This is a genomic window from Bernardetia sp. Wsw4-3y2, assembly GCF_037126295.1.
Classification (GTDB): Bacteria; Bacteroidota; Bacteroidia; order Cytophagales; family Bernardetiaceae; genus Bernardetia.
The window spans coordinates 225650-247281 of the sequence record NZ_CP147017.1 but is presented as its reverse complement, the minus strand read 5'-3'; the positions used below and the strand labels follow the sequence as shown (position 1 = coordinate 247281).

At 31.5% G+C, this 21632-nt stretch carries 15 protein-coding genes; 6 read left to right on the top strand and 9 right to left on the bottom strand.

What is annotated here, in order from left to right:
- The first annotated feature begins 59 nt into the window (after nt 1-59).
- Nucleotides 60-1556, top strand: coding sequence for a GH3 auxin-responsive promoter family protein (locus V9L05_RS00995; RefSeq protein WP_338794213.1), 1497 nt, complete (start codon nt 60-62; stop codon nt 1554-1556).
- A gap of 511 nt (nt 1557-2067) precedes the next feature.
- Here V9L05_RS00995 and V9L05_RS00990 read toward each other — a convergent pair.
- The 3 genes from V9L05_RS00990 to V9L05_RS00980 form a co-directional block, all read right to left on the bottom strand.
- Nucleotides 2068-3216, bottom strand: coding sequence for a tyrosine-type recombinase/integrase (locus V9L05_RS00990; protein ID WP_338791277.1), 1149 nt, complete (start codon nt 3214-3216; stop codon nt 2068-2070).
- An 87-nt stretch (nt 3217-3303) separates the two neighbouring features.
- Nucleotides 3304-4377, bottom strand: coding sequence for a hypothetical protein (locus tag V9L05_RS00985; RefSeq protein ID WP_338814015.1), 1074 nt, complete (start codon nt 4375-4377; stop codon nt 3304-3306).
- A gap of 154 nt (nt 4378-4531) precedes the next feature.
- Complete coding sequence (locus V9L05_RS00980) at nt 4532-5536, bottom strand: phosphoribosylaminoimidazolesuccinocarboxamide synthase (RefSeq protein WP_338791279.1); 1005 nt, start codon at nt 5534-5536, stop codon at nt 4532-4534.
- Between the two features lie 393 nt (nt 5537-5929).
- On the opposite strand from V9L05_RS00980, the gene V9L05_RS00975 reads away from it, so the two are divergent.
- Nucleotides 5930-6538: a bifunctional nuclease family protein gene (locus V9L05_RS00975; RefSeq protein WP_338791280.1), complete on the top strand. Its 609-nt coding sequence runs from the start codon at nt 5930-5932 to the stop codon at nt 6536-6538.
- 200 nt (nt 6539-6738) lie between these two features.
- On the opposite strand, the gene V9L05_RS00970 is transcribed toward V9L05_RS00975, so the two are convergent.
- On the bottom strand, nt 6739-7563 hold the full coding sequence (locus V9L05_RS00970; RefSeq protein WP_338814014.1) for a Nif3-like dinuclear metal center hexameric protein: 825 nt from the start codon (nt 7561-7563) through the stop codon (nt 6739-6741).
- A 172-nt stretch (nt 7564-7735) separates the two neighbouring features.
- On the opposite strand from V9L05_RS00970, the gene V9L05_RS00965 reads away from it, so the two are divergent.
- Entirely contained in the window at nt 7736-9139 is a 1404-nt protein-coding gene (locus V9L05_RS00965) for a cyclic nucleotide-binding domain-containing protein (protein WP_338814013.1), read from the top strand.
- A 21-nt stretch (nt 9140-9160) separates the two neighbouring features.
- Here the strand turns inward: V9L05_RS00965 and V9L05_RS00960 are convergent, their stop codons facing one another.
- The 4 genes from V9L05_RS00960 to V9L05_RS00945 form a co-directional block, all read right to left on the bottom strand.
- Complete coding sequence (locus V9L05_RS00960; RefSeq protein ID WP_338791285.1) at nt 9161-10876, bottom strand: AarF/UbiB family protein; 1716 nt, start codon at nt 10874-10876, stop codon at nt 9161-9163.
- Between the two features lie 342 nt (nt 10877-11218).
- Nucleotides 11219-11596 (bottom strand): hypothetical protein, encoded by a 378-nt coding sequence (locus V9L05_RS00955; RefSeq protein ID WP_338814012.1) that lies wholly within the window; start codon nt 11594-11596, stop codon nt 11219-11221.
- A gap of 326 nt (nt 11597-11922) precedes the next feature.
- Nucleotides 11923-12969 (bottom strand): hypothetical protein, encoded by a 1047-nt coding sequence (locus tag V9L05_RS00950; protein WP_338814011.1) that lies wholly within the window; start codon nt 12967-12969, stop codon nt 11923-11925.
- A gap of 7 nt (nt 12970-12976) precedes the next feature.
- Nucleotides 12977-13960, bottom strand: coding sequence for a hypothetical protein (locus V9L05_RS00945; RefSeq protein WP_338814010.1), 984 nt, complete (start codon nt 13958-13960; stop codon nt 12977-12979).
- Between the two features lie 616 nt (nt 13961-14576).
- Between V9L05_RS00945 and V9L05_RS00940 the strand changes: the two genes are divergently transcribed.
- The 3 genes from V9L05_RS00940 (at nt 14577) to V9L05_RS00930 (ending at nt 17582) form a co-directional block, all read left to right on the top strand.
- Complete coding sequence (locus V9L05_RS00940) at nt 14577-15557, top strand: pyruvate dehydrogenase complex E1 component subunit beta (RefSeq protein WP_338791289.1); 981 nt, start codon at nt 14577-14579, stop codon at nt 15555-15557.
- A gap of 129 nt (nt 15558-15686) precedes the next feature.
- Nucleotides 15687-16310, top strand: a complete 624-nt coding sequence (locus V9L05_RS00935; protein ID WP_338791290.1) for a hypothetical protein — start codon at nt 15687-15689, stop codon at nt 16308-16310.
- Between the two features lie 168 nt (nt 16311-16478).
- Nucleotides 16479-17582, top strand: a complete 1104-nt coding sequence (locus V9L05_RS00930; RefSeq protein ID WP_338814009.1) for a hypothetical protein — start codon at nt 16479-16481, stop codon at nt 17580-17582.
- A 499-nt stretch (nt 17583-18081) separates the two neighbouring features.
- Here V9L05_RS00930 and V9L05_RS00925 read toward each other — a convergent pair whose 3' ends face one another.
- Complete coding sequence (locus tag V9L05_RS00925; protein WP_338814008.1) at nt 18082-21543, bottom strand: pyruvate carboxylase; 3462 nt, start codon at nt 21541-21543, stop codon at nt 18082-18084.
- Nucleotides 21544-21632: the final 89 nt, after the last annotated feature.

The following is a 21632-nucleotide window of genomic DNA, read 5'->3' as shown; positions in this document are numbered from 1 at the left end:
AAAATAACTTAACATAGACTTGCCGTTGTTGGTGTCTTTACCAACAATATAATTATCAAATTATGATTCGTTCTCTTCTTTCTCGTCCCTTTGCTTCTTATGTTGTAAGTCAGCAAAAAAAATGGATTCAGAATTCGGAAAAAATTCAACATCAATGGTTACAAAAATTGGTTGCAGAAGCTAAAGATACAGCTTTTGGAAAAGACCATAATTTTGGTGACATCAAAAATTATGAAGACTTCAAAAAGAATGTTTCCATAAACGATTATGAAGATTTACGTCCTTATATTGATCGTATTTTGAAAGGAGAACAAAATGTTCTTTGGAAAGGAAAACCTTTGTATTTTGCCAAAACATCAGGAACTACATCAGGAACAAAATATATTCCGATTACAAAAGATTCTATTCCAAATCATATCAATTCGGCTAGAGATGCACTTTTATGTTATATTCATGAAACTGGAAAAAGTCAGTTTTTAGATAAAAGTTTGATTTTTTTGTCTGGAAGTCCTGTTTTGGAAGAAAAAGCAGGCGTTCCGTTGGGAAGGCTTTCAGGAATTGTAAACCATCATGTTCCTTCTTATCTCAGAACAAATCAGAAGCCTTCTTATGAAACAAATTGTATTGAAGATTGGGAGCAAAAATTAGATAAAATCATTGACGAAACTATCAATTCTGATATGTCTTTGATTTCTGGGATTCCACCTTGGGTACAGATGTATTTTGACCGTTTACACGAGCGAACAAATGGAAAACGAATCAAGGATATTTTTCCAAATTTTGATTTATTTGTTTATGGAGGAGTTAATTTTGAACCTTACAGAAATAAAATTTATGAATCTATTGGAGAGAAAATCGATTCTATCGAAACTTTTCCAGCCTCAGAAGGATTTTTTGCGTATCAAAATTCTCAAAACGATAATTCACTTTTGCTACTTTTGAATAGTGGAATTTTCTTTGAATTTGTTCCTGCTGAAAATTTTTATGATGAAAACCCTCCTCGTTTGAGCATTTCGGAAGTAGAATTAGATAAAAATTACGCTTTAATCTTGAATAGCAATGCAGGACTTTGGGGATATAGCATTGGAGATACAATCAAATTTGTAAGTAAAGATCCCTATAAAATAATTTTTTCTGGAAGAATAAAACATTTTATTTCTGCTTTTGGCGAACATGTCATCGGAAGTGAAGTAGAACAGGCTTTGCGTTTTGCGTTAGACAGAAATCCAGAAACAAGGACAACAGAGTTTACGGTTGCGCCACAAGTTACACCAAAAGAAGGTTTGCCCTATCACGAATGGTTTATCGCTTTTGAAAATCAGCCCAATGATTTAGAAAAATTCTCAACCGATTTGGATAATAAACTACAAGAACTCAATTCTTATTACAATGATTTGATAAGAGGTTCGATTTTGAGAAAGTTAGTTATTCGTCCTCTTCCTGCTGATGGTTTCCAAACCTACATGAAATCAATTGGAAAACTAGGAGGACAAAATAAAGTTCCTCGTCTTTCGAATGATAGAAAAATTGCTGATGTGTTGGAGAAAATTATCTAAGAAGAAATAGTTATGGAACAACAATTATAATATTTAAATATTTGTCATTTTTGCTCAAAGGAAATGATTATTCTAAAATACGAAAATATTATATTATTCTAAGTCAAGATTCTATTTTGTAGTGGTTTTTTTTATCAGTAGATGCTGAAAAAATAGTAGGCATAAGTTGGAAATATTGCACCAAATGAGTAAAGTTACTTAACTATAAACAGAGGGGGATGTGTTAAAAGAAATTTTACTAATAAGGGTATATAAAAAACTCAATATGACATTTGTAATACATAATAAGCCTTCTAAAGTTTTCATATTCCTCCAAAGTATAGGTACAAAAAACATATATATACCACCTATTATATAAACCCATGTAGGGAACAATCTCAAATCAATATAATCAAAATACATTTCTATCATAAATATATCTTGTACTAAGATGAATGTACTAGCCTTTAAAAGGCTTATCAATATACTGTTTTTCTTTTGATCAAATTTTACTTTTTCCATTATTCTTCTTTCAAAACTCATAATTCAAAAACTCTCTATCTTCTTGTTTTGCTGTGTAGGTGCTTGTCATAGATTCAGATTTGTGTCGTAGAAAACGCTGAACCATTGGTTTTGGAATTCCTTTATCAAGCATGAGTTGTGCAACAGTATGACGCAAACTGTGTGCAGAAACATTTTCACGTTTCAGTCCTGCTATAGTGAGCCATTTATTTGTGATTTTTCTGATGCTACTTGTTTCCTTAAAATCAAACATACTTCCCTCTGGACGAGTGATAGACATTTGGTAATCAATCAAAATCTTGTGGCATTCTGGTAAAAGTGGAATGAGTTCTTTTTCTTCTCGTCCTTTTCCCCAAACAGCTAAGTAATTTTTTCCTTCTTGCACTTTTATATCTTTCCACGACAAACGCACTACCTCAATCGTTCTCAAACCTTGATATGCCATAAGTCCGATAATTGCTTTATCTTTTGAGTTGGTAATGGTTTTTAATAAATGAGTGCGTTCTTGTTCTGTGAGCGAATCTTTAGCGTATTTTTTGGTTGTTCCTCCTGTTTTCAACACTTTTACATAGGCTACATCACGCATTTGCTCTACTAACTTTTTTTCTATTTTCAAATCTTCTCGCTTCAAAACACAAAACTGTACAAACTGCTTTATGGCTGATAAATAGGTATTTGTGGTATGTGGACTCAGTCCATTATTTTTGCATTGCTGAACAAAGGATAAGACAGTTGTACGATTAGGAGGAAGAGATTTCGCATTCATAAAAGAATAGAATTCTTGCAATGCTCTAGAATAGGTTTCTTTGCTATTTTCACTTAATTGTGCATTGGCAAGGAAAGCCAACACATATCTATTTCCTTTATAATTTGGTGTAGCGTCATCATAAACTCTATGAATATCATTTTTTTGAGCAAATTTCAAGAATTTTCTGCACGCAGTTTTGTAAACGGCTGCTTTTTTTTCCACAAACATGTCTAAGCTCATTTTGTCGATAGCAAAATTAAACTCCATTGTAAAGACTAAATACTGCTTTGCTATTCGGACGTAATTATGAGGTTTTTCAAGAGATTTTTCGAAATAAGTAATGGTTTGGTTGATACCAAAATTGTTTTTTGAAACTGTTCGTAAAGACTGATTTGTGTTTGTATTTTCCACGTATTTTTTGCTGTATAATTGACTTAAAGAAGTTTATACAAAAATACATTTTTGGGATTTGTTATACAAATCTTTTAAGATAAATTTCTACTCAATATTACTCGGTTCATCATAAATAACATTTGTTTCATTTGGATTTATTTCAGTAGGAGTTGGCGAACTAGACAGCCCATTTCTATTTTTACGAACAATATAATTTTCTTGCAAAACGAATGTAGAATCTTTTCCATTTGGAAGCTGAATTTTAACTTTAGCAGTCCATGTTTTGAAAGCAAGTCCACGCTCATCATAATCATCTGCTTGTGCAACAAAAGAAATATTTATGATTCCATTTTTTTCCTGTGTTTTGAGGTCTTGATACATATCTTCATTTTCTACTTCTAATTGAGGTTTGTTAAACGAAGAAACACCCACTACTTTCATTTTGGCTTGATACATATTCCCTTCTGAAAGCACAATTTCACTTGGTGTAACAATACTTATTAAGTTATTTATCTCAAAAACAGGATATTCTATTTTCTGACTGATATAATAAATTGCTTCTGATTCTCGGTTGGCAATTGCTGCATCAATGGAAGTAAGGGTATACAAACGAACAGCAACAGGAAGATTATCAAAATAAGCTGCAAATTCTTCTACTTCGAAAGCATTTTTTCTTACTTGTTCTGACTCATTTTCTGATTCATCATCAGAAATAGAAGAAGAAGTTTTTGTAACATCAGTAAAAAGAGGATTCAAAATTTCAGAATTAGAGATAGAAATTTCTGTAAAGCTCCTTAATTTAGAAATATATTCTTTTTGTGCTTCTGCAAATTTAAGTAACAAATCTGTTGGTTTTTCATCAGGGTTTTGAAGCCATTGCGCTCGTATTTCATTACTTTGTTGCAATAGGTCAGAAGAAAGTGTCTGTACTTGTTTGATTCGTTGCAACGTATTTACACCAATACTTGCCTTTCCATTTTCATCTAAATAATTTTTAAATTTTTCTATAAAAGCATTATTTTTTACTCTTTTTTCTGCCACAAATTGAACAGCAATTCGGTCAGTATCATGAATGACTTTCAAATCTTTCTCTGAAAATTCATAAATATCCGTTCGCATGTAGGCATAAACACCTGATACAATCAATAAAGCTAAAAGAGGAAATAGTATTCTTTTCATTATAAAAAATTATGATTTAAAAACTAAAAATCACGAAAATCTCATTGATAAAATAAACTAATTTATGAAACTGTTTAAGAATGAAAAAATGAAACTTATTTCTTTATTCTCAAACAATTTCTATATAAAAATGAAATTGACTAGTTACTGTTTACTAATTACCACCAACTAAAGAAGATTGATAACTGATAATTGCCTGTTCAATGCTTTTTTCATTCATTAAATCAGGATTTTTGTCTAATTCTTTTCCTGTCAGTAAAAAATAAAGATGACAATAGCGTTGAGAAATTCTTTCAGTAACCTCTGGAGTCATTTCAGGAATTTTTTGTCCTTCTTTTCCCTGAAAACCATTTTCCATGAGCCACTCTCTTACAAATTCTTTAGAAAGTTGATTCTGACGTTCTCCTTTTTCCTGTTTTTCGTGATATTCTTTTGAATAAAAATAACGGGAAGAATCAGGCGTATGAATTTCATCTATTAAAATTACTCTGTCTTCATTATTTTCAGTTTCATCAACATAGACACCAAATTCATATTTTGTATCTACCAAAATAAGACCACGTTCGGCTGCAAGTGCAGTTCCCCTTCTAAAAAGGGAATGTGTATATTCTACCATTTTTTTCCATTGTGCTTCTGTAACTAAGCCCTGTTTCAAAATTTCTGTTTCTGAAATATCTTCATCGTGCGCTCCATTTTCAGCTTTTGTAGAAGGTGTAATGATAGGAGTTGGAAATTTATCATTTTCTTTCATTCCTTCAGGTAATTCTACGCCACAAAGAATTCTTTTTCCTTCTTTGTAAGTTCTCCAAGCGTGTCCAGCCAAATAACCACGAATAACCATTTCGACAGGTAGTGTTTTGGCTTTTTTTCCAATACTGACTTGTGGATGTGGACTTGTTTCGAACCAGTTTGGAACAATATCTTTTGCATTTTCAAGAAAGTAGGCTGCCAGTTGATTCAAAACTTGACCTTTATAAGGAATTGGTTTTGGCAAAACTACATCAAACGCAGAAATACGGTCAGAGGCAACCATTGCTACAAAATTTGGAAAAGAATATACATCTCTTACTTTTCCTTGATAAAAATCAGTTTGGTTTTTAAATTTCATTTTAGAATCTGAATCTAATGTAGAATCTTTTAAAGAAGATTTAGAAGTCATATAGGTATCTTAAAGTTTTGTTCTAACTTATCTAAATTGATAAATCAAGTTGTTTCTAAAAAGAGTGATTTTGTTTATTCAATTAAATTATTCTATTTGAATTTTAAAATCTTTGTTTTTTACAAAAATACATCAAACTTTATAAAGACTTTCAAGTTTATGTAGAAGTTTCTTAGAAATATAATAAATTTTGAAAGAAAATTAGGTAGTAAAATGAAATTTTTTAACAAACTCCTATTTTTGAGTTTTAAAAACTTTAGGCTTTCAAAACATTTTTTTGTAGTTTTGCACGTGATTTTTAGGCATAAATAGCCATATTTTAGATACAATAAAGATAGACAAATCGTATTTTCATAAAGATAATTTTTTATATCACTTCTACACCTCGAACTTGTGAACAAAATTCGCTTACAAATATTAGGACTTTCCTCTAGTCAATCTCAATCCGATTCTTTTGCCTTAATTTTGGAAGAAGAAGAAGGAAATCGCCGTTTACCTATTATTATAGGTAGATTTGAAGCACAGGCAATTGCCATAGAAATAGAAAAAGTTACTTCTACACGTCCTATGACGCACGATTTATTCAAATCTTTAGCAACTCAATTTCAATTTAAACTCAATGAAATCGTAATTTCTGACCTTCGTGAAGGTATTTTTTATGCAGAAATGATTTATGTGGATGAGCGTGAAGGCAAAAAAATAATTGTAGATGCACGTCCTTCTGATGCCATTGCAATCGGTTTGCGTTTTGATGCACCTATCTTTACAACAGACACTATTATGCGTGAAGCAGGAATCACCACTACAAATTCGGAAGAAGGAGAAGCATTAGAACAAGAAGAAAGTGCAAAAGAACCCAAGAAAAAGAAAACAAAGAAAAAAGCTGTTTCTTTAGAAGCTATGTCTGTAACAGAACTAGAAGCTGAAATGGAAAAAGCTGTGGCAGATGAAGATTATGAAAAAGCTGCCAAAATTAGAGATGAAATGAATAAACGAAATTAATTTTTCCAAAAAGAATTTTAAAAAAGTCTATCAAATTATAATTTTTTGATAGACTTTTTTTTGAATAAAAACTAACAAAATAACCTTACTAAATGAATTCTGAACTTAAAATAATTGTAGAGATTTTACACACAAGTCGTTTAAGCGTCGAAGCTTGAACAGTTGTGTATCAAAATTACAAATTTTTCCCTAATAATTTCTTAAAAATAATATTCTACTGGATTTGTATTCGTTTCACAAGCTATAATTTTTATATCAGAAAATTTTTCTTGAAGGAAATCTACTAATAAATCTTTCGTAAAAACTTCACTTTCATAGTGTCCAATATCACAAATCACAATTTTATCTTCAGCATCAAAAAACTCGTGATATTTGTAATCTCCTGTAATAAAAAAATCAGCTTCTTTTTTGAGAGCTTCTTTTAAAAGAAAACTTCCTGCGCCACCACAAATGGCAATTTTTTTAACTTTTCTATCCTTGAAGTTCTTTAAGCTAGTATGTTTTATCAAAGGCAAATTCATTTTTGATTTGAGATTTGCTAGAAAAGCAGTGACAGAAATGGCTTCTGATAATTCCCCAATCATTCCAGAGCCTACGTTTTGAGTTTCATTATTTCCTTTATGAAAAATAGTAGGTTTGGGAGATAAAATTTGTGTATTAATAAGTCCTATTTTTTCGGCTATTTTTGCGTTTACTCCATCTTGAATATTATCCAAATTAGTATGGATGGCATAAATGCCAATACCTTCTTGAATAGCTTTTATGACCGTTCTTTCAATATAATTTTTTCCTGTAATGCTTTTCAACCCTCTAAAAATAATAGGATGATGCGCCACAATCAGATTGCAGTTTTTTGCTTTTGCTTCTTCAATAACGGATTCAATTGTATCTAAAGACACCAAAATACCTGTAATTTCTGTATCAGGGTTTCCTACCAAAAGCCCAGAATTATCATACGATTCTTGGAAATTGAGTGGAGCAATAGATTCTAAGTAAGATGTAATTTGAGAAAATGTATAAGTCATTTTTTTATTTTTATATTAGAATTCAAGCGAAGACGCTTAGATTAGTCGTTTCAATTTTGCTTAAAATACAAACATAAAAAATAATTCTACCATTTTATTAAGAAAAATAGTAACTTTAAAATTCATTCTAATATTTGTATTCCTACTCAAACGTTTTTAAAAAAATATTCCTGTGATAGATAGAATTAATAAAGTAGAATCGCTCAAACAATCTCCTCTTTTTACTTCACTTCCTCAAGAAGCACTAGAAAAAATAGCTGCAAAGGCAAAAATGCGCCAGTTTTTTCCTGATGAAACGGTTGTTTGGCAAGGAAAGGCAAGTGATAGTTTGTATTTGATTATCAATGGAATTGTGGCAGTAAAGAAAATTATTGCAAGTGGAAAAGAACAAATTTTTGCTTATCTGATGGCAGGAAATACATTTGGAGAAGTAGGAATATTAGAAAATCAACCTCGTTCGGCTACCGTTTCGGCATTGAGTGATGTTGATGTGTTGGTTATTCAGCGAGATGATTTTATACAGATGATGTACGATTATCCTCAAATCGGAATTGGTCTTTGTAAAATGTTAGGAAAGTATTTGGTAGAATCAAATAGAAGACAAACAAGAGCATCAAAAAAGGCTCGTTTGATTTTGGTTTTTAGTCTTACACCAAATGCAGGAGGAACAAATATTGGCAACTCTTTGGCTCGTATTTTACACGCACAGACCAAACAAACAACTGTTTATACAGAGTACCCAACACCTCAGAATTTGATTTCGGATTTGAATATTCGTAAAAGAGCAAAGATTTATAACCATAATGCAGGCTATGATATTTTGCTTTCTCAAGATGAAAATACCGATTTGCCACTTTCTGCTCGTCTGACGTTGTTTTTAGATACAATGATGTCAGATTATGAAAATATCATCATTACGCTAAAAAATCAAACCTATATTGATGAGAATTTGGCAATGCTACTAGAATTTGTCAATCAGATTATTATTGTTTCCCCACCTTTGGAGGAAGCGATGCATGTTGTTCCAAAATTACAAAAACAAATTCGTGACCATGTGCGAAGTGATGAGGCTACCATTTTTACTATTATCAATCGTTGTAGTCCAGAACACGAAAAAACAAAAATTAAAGCAGGTTCAGATTTTGATGTTCCTTATATTCCAAATTTGCCTTTACTTGTAGATTCGGAAGATGTAAACTACAAAATTCCTCGTCCAATAGAAGAAATGTTAGGTGCGATTATAGACCGTTTGGAACGAACACATCAAATTGGCGTTTTTATTCCTTCTACTATTTCAGTTGATAAACCAATTGATACAACTAAGTATGTCGAACAAACACTCAAATTTTTGGCAGAACGTTTTGGAGGAGCAACAAGCAAAGAAGCAAAAGGCGTTTGGAATAGCGAAAAAGCAGGTTTGGTAGATGAAAAAGTATATGTAGTTCATACCTACGTTACGCAAAAAGACATGAATAAATACCTTGATGAAGTAGTAGATTATATCAAAATGCTAAAAGTAGAACTCCAACAAGAAGCAATGGCTTTAGAAATTGATAAAAAAATGACGATTATTTAATTGCTCAACAATTCTTATTCTTTACTTATTTCCTCCAATATTACTTCGAACAATCAATAAGAATAAAAGCACAGCTAAATAAATAGCTAATCCATATCCCAAAAGACTTAGATAAGGAATTCCTCCATCTGTTTTGAGGTAATCTGGAAAGTTTGCATTTAGAGCAATTGTAGCCGAAAGAACTAAAGCACAAATGAGCATGGTAAAGGTAAAACGATTAGAAATTGATTCAGCTTTTCTAAGAATAGGCTCATCGGCTTGAATTTTTATATCAAAATTAAATTCTCCTTTTCGGAGTTTTTTGAGAATATAGCGAAGCTCAGAAGGAAAATTGTATAAAAGTCCTCCAAATTCGGTTAATGTATAAGAAAGCTCTGAATTGACATTAGAAACTGAATATTCTTCTGCCAAAATTTTTACACCATAAGGACGAATATATTCTAAACTCTGAAATTCTGGATGTAGCGTATTTCCAATTCCTTCTAAAATAACCAAAGCACGTAAAATCAAAAATACAACTCCTGGCATTTCTAATTTATAATTATAAATAATTTTTTGTAATCTTTCTGTCAAATCTGCCATTCCCATGTCGCCAGCAGCATCTAAGACAACAAACTCTTCTATCAATTCGTGTAAATCATATTCAAAACTTCGCATGTCTTCTATCTCACTATCAATGGCAAGTTTTCGAAGGTTGGAAGCCATTCCCCGAGCATCTTGTTTGGCTAGATTAATAAATACACCTGCAAAAGCAAATTTTTGATGTGTCATGAGTTTTCCTACCATCCCAAAATCTAATAAAACTATCTGACCATTGGGTTTTATCAATATATTACCAGGGTGTGGATCTGCATGAAAAAGTCCGTATTCAAAGATTTGTGTTAGATAAATATCCATTCCTCTCTCAGCAATACGTTTTGGGTCAAGTCCCCACGCTTCAAGTTGTGCTACATCTGTAATTTTGCAACCACTTACATATTCAATTACTAATACTTTTGAGGTAGAAATATCTAAATAAGGCTTTGGAATATGAAACTCGTCTCTTTTTTCTTTATACATTTTTCTGAACTGTTCCATGTGCCTTGCTTCAGTCATGTAATCTAGTTCTTTTTGCATGGTTTTCTCAAAAGCAGTTACTATTTCTAATGGATTTAAGATACCAGCCGAAACAAAAAAACTTTCTGTAAGTCGTACAAACTCTAACAAAAGAGCAAGATCAGTTTTTACTTTTGCACGAACATTCGGACGCTGAACTTTTATTACAACATCTTCTCCTGTATGTAATCTAGCACGATGAACCTGTCCGATGGAAGCTGCACCAATAGGCACTTCATCAAAAAATTGGAACAGTTCGTCAGTCGTTTGTCCTGTTTCTATGAAAATAATTTCTTTAGCAATTGTAGTGTCAAAAGATTGAACACTATTTTGTAATTTCTTAAACTCAACAATTAAATCTTCAGGAATAAAATCTGGACGGTTACTCAATACTTGTGCTAATTTTACAAAAGTAGGACCTAGTTCTTCAATAACCATTCGAAGGCGTTCCGAACGAGTAGAGAAAACCATCAAGGCTTCACTTTCACCATCTTCATTGTTTGTCCAAGTAAGTGTAGTTTTTGGTGGAATCAGTTTTTGAAGAGGTGTATTCATTACAATATCCTCAAAACCGTATTTCAATAAAACTTGAATTAATTGTCTAAGACGGTTTATATTTTTGACGGTATTCTGAAAAAACATATAGTTTATACATTTTTTGCACCTATAAATACTGTGTAGTATAAATTGGTTTGTATGTAAAACAGGGTTAAAACCCTATTCAATTTATAATTCTGCCATTGTCGGAGTTTCCACTGACAATAGTAAAATACAAACAAAATTATGTTACGCTGTAATAAAAGGTACAGTACATTTTGGCATCCTAAAGGATACGTTACATAAAATTACACATTCTGAATCAAAAAAGCCAAATTCTTATTTCTTTGACTTTCTGTATAAATGAATATAAGAAAAAAGAATAAAAATTTGGCTTTATATATTTTAGCTACTTGCTAAATTGTAAAAAAGTAATGCGTTTGTAAATTACTTTGCAGATACAACTTTAGCAGCAGATTTTGCAGGGGCTTTCTTAACTGTTTTTTTCTCGCTTTGTTCTACTTCACCAACAATACCAGCATGAGCTTCTAATGTTTTGATACGATCAGTAAGTTCAGATACTTCTTTGTTTGAAGCAAATTTGAAAGAACGAACAATTTTCTCTACGATAGAAGAAAGTTGAGTTTCGAATTCTTTTTTCTTTTCTTCAGTAGTGTCAAAAAATTCATCTACTAATTTTTTGCCTTCGTCTGCAGACATTTTACGCTCATCAACTAATTTGTCAACAGCTTCTTGTAGTTTCTCAGCAGTCATTGATACTACACCAACACCAGTGTAAACGAGTTTTTTTAATAAATCTTCCATAAGATTGAAATAAAAGGTTTTTGTTTGGAATAAAAAATTGTACTACAAGTCAGTAATTTGTATTTTTTAAGGATAACTAAGTTACTGAAACAATCAAACTTTCTACACACACTAAGAAGAGTTTATTTGTTATGCTTGCATACTAATAACGACACAAAGTAACGATATGTTACAGAGAAATACAACTTTTTTACATAGATACTTAAAAGTTTCGCCTATTTTTATCGAAAACATAATTTTGTTCCAATTTTTTTAATAAAAGAAGTCTTTTTTGGGAAAATTTTAAATGATTGGAAATAAAATGACTATTGGTCATTTATGTATTGTTATTTTCTTTTTTTATCTTTTGTTTTTGGGTATAGGAAGTAACTATATTCTGTCCAACTTTCTAGCTTTGGTTCTGATTTTTCTTCTTCTGATATATGATATTCTTCAAGTGCAATTAAACGATTATAACGATAAAAATATTTATTGATTCTTGTTAGTTTTCCATTTCTAAAATAACTTTTTTCGGTTACTGTATTTTGTAAATATTCTTTATCATCAGAATAGTCAGTAAAATATTTTTGTTCTTGGATATTGCTTAGTGAATCTACCTTTTTATATGAAAAGTGTATTTCAATTTCTGTACTATCAGTAGTATAGATGGAAGTTATTATTTTCTTTGCTATTCTATTTTTAAAGTTCCCTTCTAAAATATAATCATAACTCTCTAAGTTTGCTTGATAAGTTTGTTTAATAGATGAATTGTCAAATTTGAATATTTTTTTAGTTATTAATTGCCCTTCTTGATAAGTTATTTCTGCTTTCTCAATAAGAATCTCTTCATCTCCTAAAAGAACCAAATAACCTATTTTATTTTCATCATTATCATAAGAATATCTAGTTTGGGTTGTTTTTATAGAATTACTAGAGTCTATAAGATTAAAAGTAGAATCATAGGTAATTTCTACATGTATTAAATCTTTATTCTCATAAAATTCAAAATCTAATTTAATATATTTATAATAACCTATTTTATCATGAACTTCTATTTTTTGATTTTGAGAAGGATAGTAATAATTAATTATTCCATTACCAAAACTTTCTCCATAAAGTCCATCAATTTCTATTATTCTATCTAAAGAATCATATTTTAATTCTTCTTGCACATGATAAGGAAAATATTCCCAACGTGTTAGATTTTTTCTTCTATCAAAATTATATTCAAAGAAGTTTTCAGATGTTGTGTCTCCTTCATAAATAGAATATTGAACTGCTGTTATCTTTTGAATACGGGGAGGTAAAGGCTGGAATAACTCTAAATCTTCTTGAGCAAAGGCAGAAAAAGATAAGAATACTAAAAATAGAAAGGTAAAATGTAGTTTTTTCATAAGGTTTTTAATAAAAAATATACTGATAATCTATCCAACTCATTACTTTTCTATCTTGGTTTTTTTGGGGCATAGAAAAATATTTTTTGCGAATGAGTTGATTGTTTTTATAAATTAATTGATAAGTTTCTTTGCTGGTGGGATTTATACGTGTGTTTGTTTGAGTAATTTCTATTTCTAATACATTTTTTTGAGGGTAAATATACTGTTTTGTCTTAGTTTCGGTGGAATAATCTGAAATTAATGTATTATTAATTATAAAAATCTTTGGTTTGGTTTCTCCTTTATGCAAATAACCATAATAGCTATATTTTGTAATTGAAGTGTTAAAATTACCATCATCTTGCTTAGTATTTATTTCTTCTCTTAGAATTTGATTGTACTTGTTGTACATATATTTTGTGGTTTCTGCTGTGGTAAGATTTGGCAAATCAAATCTATTTTTCTCAATCAAATTATCATTTTTGTCATATTTATAGACAGTTACAGAATGATATATTTCGTATTTGTTGCTAGAAGGATTAAAGACTTCATCATAAAGGGAATCATAAACTTCTTCTCGTATCAACTTTCCTTTTGAATTATAAGAAAATTGTTTTTTTATTAATACTGAATAGCCAGATAATCCATGTTTTTCTATAATTGTATTTTTAGATGGGTAGGAAATAGTTATAATTCCATTATCCGAACTTTCACCACAGTATTTTTCTAAACTAATAATTCTATTTTGCTCATCATATTTTTTTTCTATTTGACAATACATCTGCGGCTTAGCCCAAAGAAGTAGATTTTTGTTTTTATCGTACTGCCAATATTCTGATTTTGAAGTTATGGTATCTCCTTTTTCTGTAATTTCAGAATTCCAAGCAGTAATTTTTTTTATATTTGAAGGAACATCATCAATAAAATCAGCAAAACTATAATCCGTCTGAGCAAAACAAGAATAGACACATATAATTAACAATAGAAAGGTGAAAGGCAGTTTTTTCATAAGTAGATTTAATATGACTTGATAAGGTTTAATATTAAGTAACTGAGCAAAATAAAACATATCTAAGAAAATAATTAGAAAGTGTAAGTTTAAACTGCCAAGACCCCTTTAAGATTTCAGATAGGTTTCATTTACATATAAATAATTTTGCTCAGCTCCTTATTTTAGATAGATATGTTCTAGTTGAGTATAAAAATCTTACCTATTTGAATCAAGTTAAGTTAAATGGGTGAAAGAATATAGAGATATTTTTGAATTAAATTTAATCAACCTATTCTAAATTCAATCATTCTTTGCCGTTGTTGGTGTCTCACCGAAGACAAAGAGACTATTTCTAATCCCGAGTTCACATTAAAATTAATTTCTATTTTTTACAAAAAAATGTTACTTTCTTTGAAAATACGGATTATCCAAGAGAAAAGCTCTCATAAAATTTATTGAAGATTTTATCAATAGATTACAAAAGATTGAGAAAGATTTTGAGAAAGACACAAATTTTATTTTCTTATTTGGCTATATTCTGTAAATTTACCATTACAAACGAAATTTAAAACAAAACAGACCTATACACACTAGCTATATTTTCAAAAGATATTAGCTCATACTATAAAAATTTATGCGAGTAATTCAATTTAGAGAAGCCTTACGTGAAGCCATGAACGAAGAAATGCGTCGTGATAAAAGCGTTTTTTTGATGGGAGAAGAAGTAGCAGAATACAATGGAGCTTATAAAGTCAGTCAAGGAATGTTAGAAGAGTTTGGTGAAAAGCGTATCATTGATACACCAATTGCTGAATTAGGCTTTGCAGGAATTGGCGTTGGAGCAGCCATGAACGGCTTACGTCCGATTATCGAATTTATGACTTTTAATTTTTCATTAGTTGCTATTGACCAAGTTATCAACTCGGCAGCCAAAACACTAGCTATGTCAGCAGGACAGTATGGCGCACCGATTGTTTTTCGTGGGCCAACAGGAAATGCAGGTCAGTTAGGTGCACAGCACTCTCAAAACTTTGAAAATTGGTATGCCAATACACCTGGTTTGAAAGTAGTTGTTCCAGCTAATCCGTATGATGCAAAAGGTTTGCTCAAATCATCTATTCGTGATAATGACCCTGTCATTTTTATGGAATCTGAGATGATGTATGGCGACAAAGGCGAAGTTCCAGAAGAAGAATATTTGATTCCTTTGGGCGTAGCTGATGTAAAACGTGAAGGAACAGATGTAACTGTTGTTTCTTTTGGCAAAATTTTGAAAGTAGCTCAACAAGCTGCCGAAGAATTGGAAAAAGAAGGGATTTCAGTTGAGATAATAGATTTAAGAACGGTTCGTCCGATTGATTATGCTGCTATTATTAAGTCTGTAAAAAAGACAAATCGTTTGGTAATTGTGGAAGAGGCTTGGCCATTAGCTTCTATTGCAACTGATATTACTTATAATGTTCAACGCCACGCTTTTGATTATTTAGATGCTCCTATTCGTAGAGTAAATTCTATGGACGTTCCTTTGAGTTATGCACCTACACTTATCGAAGCTGTTTTGCCAAATGTGAAACGTACTATTGAAGCTATCAAAGATGTAACTTATGTTAGCTAATTCTATTCTAAACCTATAAGGTTTGTCAAACCTTATAGGTTTAAACACTAAAATTATTTTGATTTATCAATAAAATAACGAAATTTACAGTCATATACTGAATTTCAAAATTTACTTTTCTTTTAAAACATGAAAAAACGAACCATTTTTACTGTTGTCTTTTGGCTTTGTGCTGCTGTACTTGGATATGCTCTTGTAGATACTATCAAAACAAGTATAGAACAAGAAGCTCTTATTATAGAATCTGAAGCTCGGGTCATCGAACGCCTCAAAATCATTCGTGAAGCTCAAAAAACATATCAATTACGTTATGGAAGATACGCTGCTAGTTGGGATGACTTAGAAAAATTTATGAAAGAAGGTGTCATTTACAACGTCAGTAAAAAAGAAATTGTAATTCCAAAAGACAAAATTCGTACTCTTGAAACGTATTACTTAGGTGATAGTGTTCGTACTATTTATGATACACTTGGTACAGTACCTGCAATTAATAGTGTTTTTGAAGATGGAAGACCTACTTTTAGCTTAGATAGTATGGAATATATCCCAGGAAAAGGTGACAAGCAATTCAAGATGTTTGTAGAGAAAAAACCTACTGGAAAAACAGATATTATGGCTGATTATATCGAAGTAATTGATCCTTTTCCAGTTAATAAAGAACGTTCTGACGAAAGCCTAAACCGTCGTACAAAATTCTTACGTTTTGGCTCTCTAAATGAAGTTTCTACAGTAGGTAACTGGGAAGATAAGTAAACAAAATAAATCTTTCTTGTATAGATATTTTATAAAAACGATTATCAATCTTTAAATTGGTAATCGTTTTTTTATGAAAAAATTAAAAATAATCTAATCTTTAAATGGATTGTTTACGTTCAAACTATAAGAGTTTTTATTGACAAACAAACTTTAAATGACAAAATTATGAATGCTACAATTCTTCAAAATTGGAAAAATAATAAGCAATTTCTGTTACTTTTTATCCCTGTACTTCTTTTAGGAAGTCTTATTTTTTTTATTCAATCGCCTTATTTTCTCCCTCAATCAGATAATTTAACTTTAGCTATCAGTATTGATTTTGTTTTGACAATTCCGATTATTTATTTTTTGGCAATTCGAAAAACTAAAATTTCTAATCTGACAGCTATTACTTTGATGATTGCAGGTCTTTTTTTAGGATTATATTTCCTGCCAAAAGAAAACCAAGTTTATCTACAACTTTTCAAAACCTACTTTTTTCCTGTGATTGAACTAAGTGTTTTGAGTGTAGTAATCTGGAAAGTTAGCAGAGCCATTAAAAAATATAGAACTTTGAAGGCAAATTATGAAGTAGACTTAGATAAAAATACCACTGACATTTCTTTTGACTTTTTTACAGTTTTGAGAAACAGTTGTGAGGAAATTTTACCAAAACTACCTGCTTCTTTATTGGCTACAGAAATAGCAGTTGTTTATTATTCAGTTATTAACTGGAGAAAAATCAAAATAAATCCTCTAAAAGAATTTACCTATCACAAAAACAGTGGAACAGTTGGGCTTTTGGGAGCTTTAGTTTTTATTATTGCTATTGAAACGATTGCTATTCATTTATTGCTGACTCAATGGAGCGTTTTAGGAGCTTGGATTCTGACTATTTTAAGTATTTATACAGGGTTTCAACTTCTTGCTTTTGCAAAATCGTTTTCAAAAAGACCAATTTTGATAGAAAATGACACACTTTACTTGCGTTATGGCATAATGAGTGAAACCGAAATTGAAATAAAAAATATTAAATCAATAGAAGTTTCTGAAAAATCACTGGAAGAATTATTAGAAATAGAGGGAATAGAAAGTAAGGATCAAATCAAATTATATCAAAAACTTTCTCCTTTAGGAAATCTTGAACAGCACAATATTATAATTCGTCTTCATGAAAAGGAAAAACTAAATGGTATCTATGGAATAAATAAAGAATTTGAAGTTTTGGCTTTTCATGTCGATGAAAAAGTAGAATTTATGAATCAAATTGAAGAAAAAATGGAATTTTAAAACTAAAAATGCAATGGAACACAGATTTTATAGATTAAACTGATAAGTAGTTGCTTATCACAATTAGATAAATAGCGACGAAGTTCCTGTTTTTGAAAAATACTTAGGGAAACTATAAAACGCCTCAGAAATATAAAATTATGTTTTTTGAAATAAAAAATCCATCTTAACAAGATTGTAGCATATAATTACTTAAATAAACCCTAGATTCTCTAAAAATAGAAAAACTAGGGTTTAAATAATTGTGAAATAATCTTGCTTGCTGTAGTTGGTGTCTACACCATGTCATGTCCGTCAAGTTAAGAAAACTGTACTCTATTTTAACGTCCATTTTGGCTTCGCCGACTTAAAAGTTCTTCGAAAATATACGATTGCTAAGGGAGAAAAGTGCTGATTTTGTTTATTTTACCTTAGCAATCGTCAGTTATCGAAGATAACAAGACGTTGATAATGGTAGAATAAACAATAGCTTGACGGCTATGGTGTCTACACCAGAACCTTACTCCACCAAAATCACTAAATCCTCTTGTTCTACCATTGAGCCACCAGCTAAAACAATCTTTTTGACTTTTCCTGCTTTTGGTGTACTGACAGTAGTTTCCATTTTCATGGCTTCAATCACAAAAAGAGAATCTCCAGCTTTTACAGTGTCGCCTTCTTTTACCAAAACTTCAGCTATTTTTCCTTGCAATGGCGAACCCACTTCTCCATCTTCGGTTGCATTTGCTTTTTGATTAGAAATTTTTGTTATTTTCAAACTCTTATCCAAAACTCTGACACGACGAATTTGTCCGTTCATATCAAAAGTAACTGTTTTCATTCCATCTTCGTCAGGCTGACTGATAGAACGCAGTTTGATAATTAGTGTTTTTCCTTCAGCAATATCGACCATAATTTCTTCGTTAGGCTGAATTCCATAAAAGAAAATTTTGGTAGGCAGAATTGAAACATCGCCAAATTCTTGAGTTGTGTTATAAAAATCTGTAAATACTTTTGGATATAATAAATAAGAAAGCAAATCTAACTCATTTGCATTTTTGAATTCTTTCTTAAATGATTTCCATTCCTTTTCCCAATCAATTGGCTCTAAATGAGCATTCGGACGTTCTGTAAAAGGTTTTTCTTTTTTGAGAATAATCTTCTGAACTTTCTTTGGAAAACCTCCTTGTGGCTGCCCCAAATCTCCACGCATCATTTCTTTTATCGATTCTGGAAAAGACATTGTTTCGCCTTTTTCCAAAATATCAGCTTTTGTATAGCCATTTGCTGTCATAAACAAAGCAAAATCACCAACCACTTTCGAACTAGGAGTTACTTTAATTAAATCTCCAAAAAGCTCATTTGCAATAGCATAATTTTTCTTTATTTCTTGGAATTTGTCTCCCAAACCTAACGATTCTGCTTGTGGACGTAGATTAGAATATTGTCCTCCTGGTATTTCGTGTTCATAAACCTCTGCTGTTCCTGCCTTCAAATCTGACTCAAAAGGATAGTAATATTCTCTTACATCTTCCCAATAGTTTGAAAAAGAATTGAGTTTTGGTAAATATATTTTTTGCTCACGCTCGTGTCCTTCCATAGCTGCCACGACAGAGTTGAAAGAAGGCTGAGAAGTTAAGCCAGACATAGAAGCCAAAGCAACATCGACCACATCAACTCCTGCTTCAATCGCCTTCAAATAGGTTGCAGACTGAATAGAAGAAGTATCATGTGTATGCAAATGGATAGGCAAATGAACCGTTTCTTTGAGTTTGGAAATTAGTAATTCGGCTGCATACGGACGTAGAAGTCCTGCCATATCTTTAATTGCCAAAATATGCGCTCCTTCATCTTCTAGTTTTTTAGCCAAATCTAAATAATACTGCAAATTATACTTTCCTTGTGGATTGGTAATAATATCGCCAGTATAACAAATACAAGCCTCTGCTAGTGAATTAGTGTGTTTTCGAATAGTTTTGATACTTACTTTCATCGCTTCAACCCAGTTTAAGGAATCAAAAACACGGAAAATATCAATACCATTTTCAGATGCTTCTTCAATAAACTTTATGACCAAATTATCAGGATAGGCTTTGTAACCCACAGCATTTGAGCCACGAAGTAACATCTGTAAAAGAATATTTGGTGCAGCTTTACGGATGTTTTTTAGTCTTTCCCAAGGGTCTTCGTGCAAGAAACGCATCGAAACATCAAAAGTAGCTCCTCCCCACATTTCCAAAGAAAATACTTCTGGATGGTTTTTAGCAAAACTTTCTGTAACAGCAAGCATATCGTAGGGACGAACACGAGTAGCCAAAAGAGATTGATGAGCATCTCTTAAAGTTGTATCTGTATAATGAATGGCTTTGTCTTTTTTGAGCCATTTGCAAAACTCTTCTCGTCCTAATTTATTTAATTTATCTTTTGTTCCTTTAGGAAATTTATCTTGATATTTTTTATCAAAATCTGGAATTTTTGGCGTTCTGAATGTTTTTGTTGGGTCTAATTTTTTTACACTCTCATTTCCATTTACAGTAGTTTCGGCAATGTAACGGAGCATTTTTGTTCCTCTATCAAAACGACGAGGCATTTCGAAAAGCTCTGGATAGTTATCAATAAACTTAACTGTGGCTTCTCCTTTTTGAAATTCTGGATGAGAAATTACATTTAAAAGAAAATCAATATTTGTCTTTACACCTCTAATTCTGAATTCTCTCAAAGCACGATGCAAACGAACGGCAGCTCCCCAAAGAGTTCGCCCTTTTGCAGAAACTTTGATGAGCATTGGATCAAAAAATGGAGAAATTCGTGCGCCTGTATAACAGTTTCCTGCATCCAAACGAATTCCATAACCGTCAGCAGAACGGTAAGCGACAATTAACCCAAAATCAGGTTTGAAATTATTAGCTGGGTCTTCGGTTGTGATACGACATTGAATAGCAAAACCATTACAAGGAACATCGGCTTGACTATGAATATAAATTCGCTTATCTGTCAGTGGATAACCTTGAGCAATCAGAATTTGAGTGCGAACAATATCAATTCCTGTAACTTCTTCAGTAATAGTATGCTCTACCTGAACTCTTGGATTTACCTCAATAAAATAGATATTTTCGTCAGCATCTACTAAAAACTCAACCGTTCCAACGTTATTATACTTTACTTCTTTTGCAATTGATAAAGCATAATCATAAAGCGCATATTTTGTAGGCTGAGAAAGTGTCGGACTGGGTGCAATTTCTACTACCTTTTGAAAACGACGTTGTACAGAACAATCACGCTCAAACAAATGAACTGTTCTTCCATAATTATCAGCCATTATCTGTACTTCGATGTGCTTTGGGTTATCGATATATTTTTCTAAGAAAATTCTATCATCATTAAAGGCTTTTTTTGCTTCACTCTTTGCTTCTTTAAATGATTTTACCAAAGTAGGTTCATCATGACAAACACGCATTCCACGTCCACCACCACCACCAGCAGCTTTTATAATTACAGGATAACCAATTCTAGTAGCTTCTTTAACGGCTACTTCGGCAGAACTCAAAGGGTCTTTGCTATCTTCAATTACAGGAACTAGCGCACGACGAGCAATTACTTTTGCAGCTACTTTATCGCCTAATTGATTCATAACTTCTGGCAAAGGACCTACAAAAATAATCCCTTCTTCACGACAACGCTGTGCAAAATTTACATTTTCAGATAAAAAGCCATATCCGGGGTGAATGGCATCAATTTTTTTTGCTTTTGCAAGTGCAATAATTTCTTCAATGTCCAAATAGGGTTTCAAAGGATCGTCTTCTGCTCCAATTTGGTAGGCTTCGTCAGCTTTATAACGGTGTAAAGAATATCTATCTTCATAGGTATAAATTGCTACTGTTCGGATATTTAGTTCAGAAGCTGCACGAAGAATACGAATCGCAATTTCTCCACGATTAGCCACTAGAATACGGTCTAGTTTTTTTATGTTTTCGTTTTGCATATATCAGTTATCAGTAAACAGTTATCAGCTACTAGTAAGAATACAGTAAAATAATAAATGCTAATTGTGTAATAGGAAAGGTAAAGAAT

What these genes read in the sequence shown, in the direction of transcription:
- V9L05_RS00985 (WP_338814015.1), bottom strand. Translation starts at nt 4,377, where the DNA reads ATGAAAAGAATACTATTTCCTCTTTTAGCTTTATTGATTGTATCAGGT.
- V9L05_RS00980 (WP_338791279.1), bottom strand. Translation starts at nt 5,536, where the DNA reads ATGACTTCTAAATCTTCTTTAAAAGATTCTACATTAGATTCAGATTCT.
- V9L05_RS00970 (WP_338814014.1), bottom strand. Translation starts at nt 7,563, where the DNA reads ATGACTTATACATTTTCTCAAATTACATCTTACTTAGAATCTATTGCT.
- V9L05_RS00960 (WP_338791285.1), bottom strand. Translation starts at nt 10,876, where the DNA reads ATGTTTTTTCAGAATACCGTCAAAAATATAAACCGTCTTAGACAATTA.
- V9L05_RS00955 (WP_338814012.1), bottom strand. Translation starts at nt 11,596, where the DNA reads ATGGAAGATTTATTAAAAAAACTCGTTTACACTGGTGTTGGTGTAGTA.
- V9L05_RS00950 (WP_338814011.1), bottom strand. Translation starts at nt 12,969, where the DNA reads ATGAAAAAACTACATTTTACCTTTCTATTTTTAGTATTCTTATCTTTT.
- V9L05_RS00945 (WP_338814010.1), bottom strand. Translation starts at nt 13,960, where the DNA reads ATGAAAAAACTGCCTTTCACCTTTCTATTGTTAATTATATGTGTCTAT.
- V9L05_RS00940 (WP_338791289.1), top strand. Translation starts at nt 14,577, where the DNA reads ATGCGAGTAATTCAATTTAGAGAAGCCTTACGTGAAGCCATGAACGAA.
- V9L05_RS00935 (WP_338791290.1), top strand. Translation starts at nt 15,687, where the DNA reads ATGAAAAAACGAACCATTTTTACTGTTGTCTTTTGGCTTTGTGCTGCT.
- V9L05_RS00930 (WP_338814009.1), top strand. Translation starts at nt 16,479, where the DNA reads ATGAATGCTACAATTCTTCAAAATTGGAAAAATAATAAGCAATTTCTG.
- V9L05_RS00925 (WP_338814008.1), bottom strand. Translation starts at nt 21,543, where the DNA reads ATGCAAAACGAAAACATAAAAAAACTAGACCGTATTCTAGTGGCTAAT.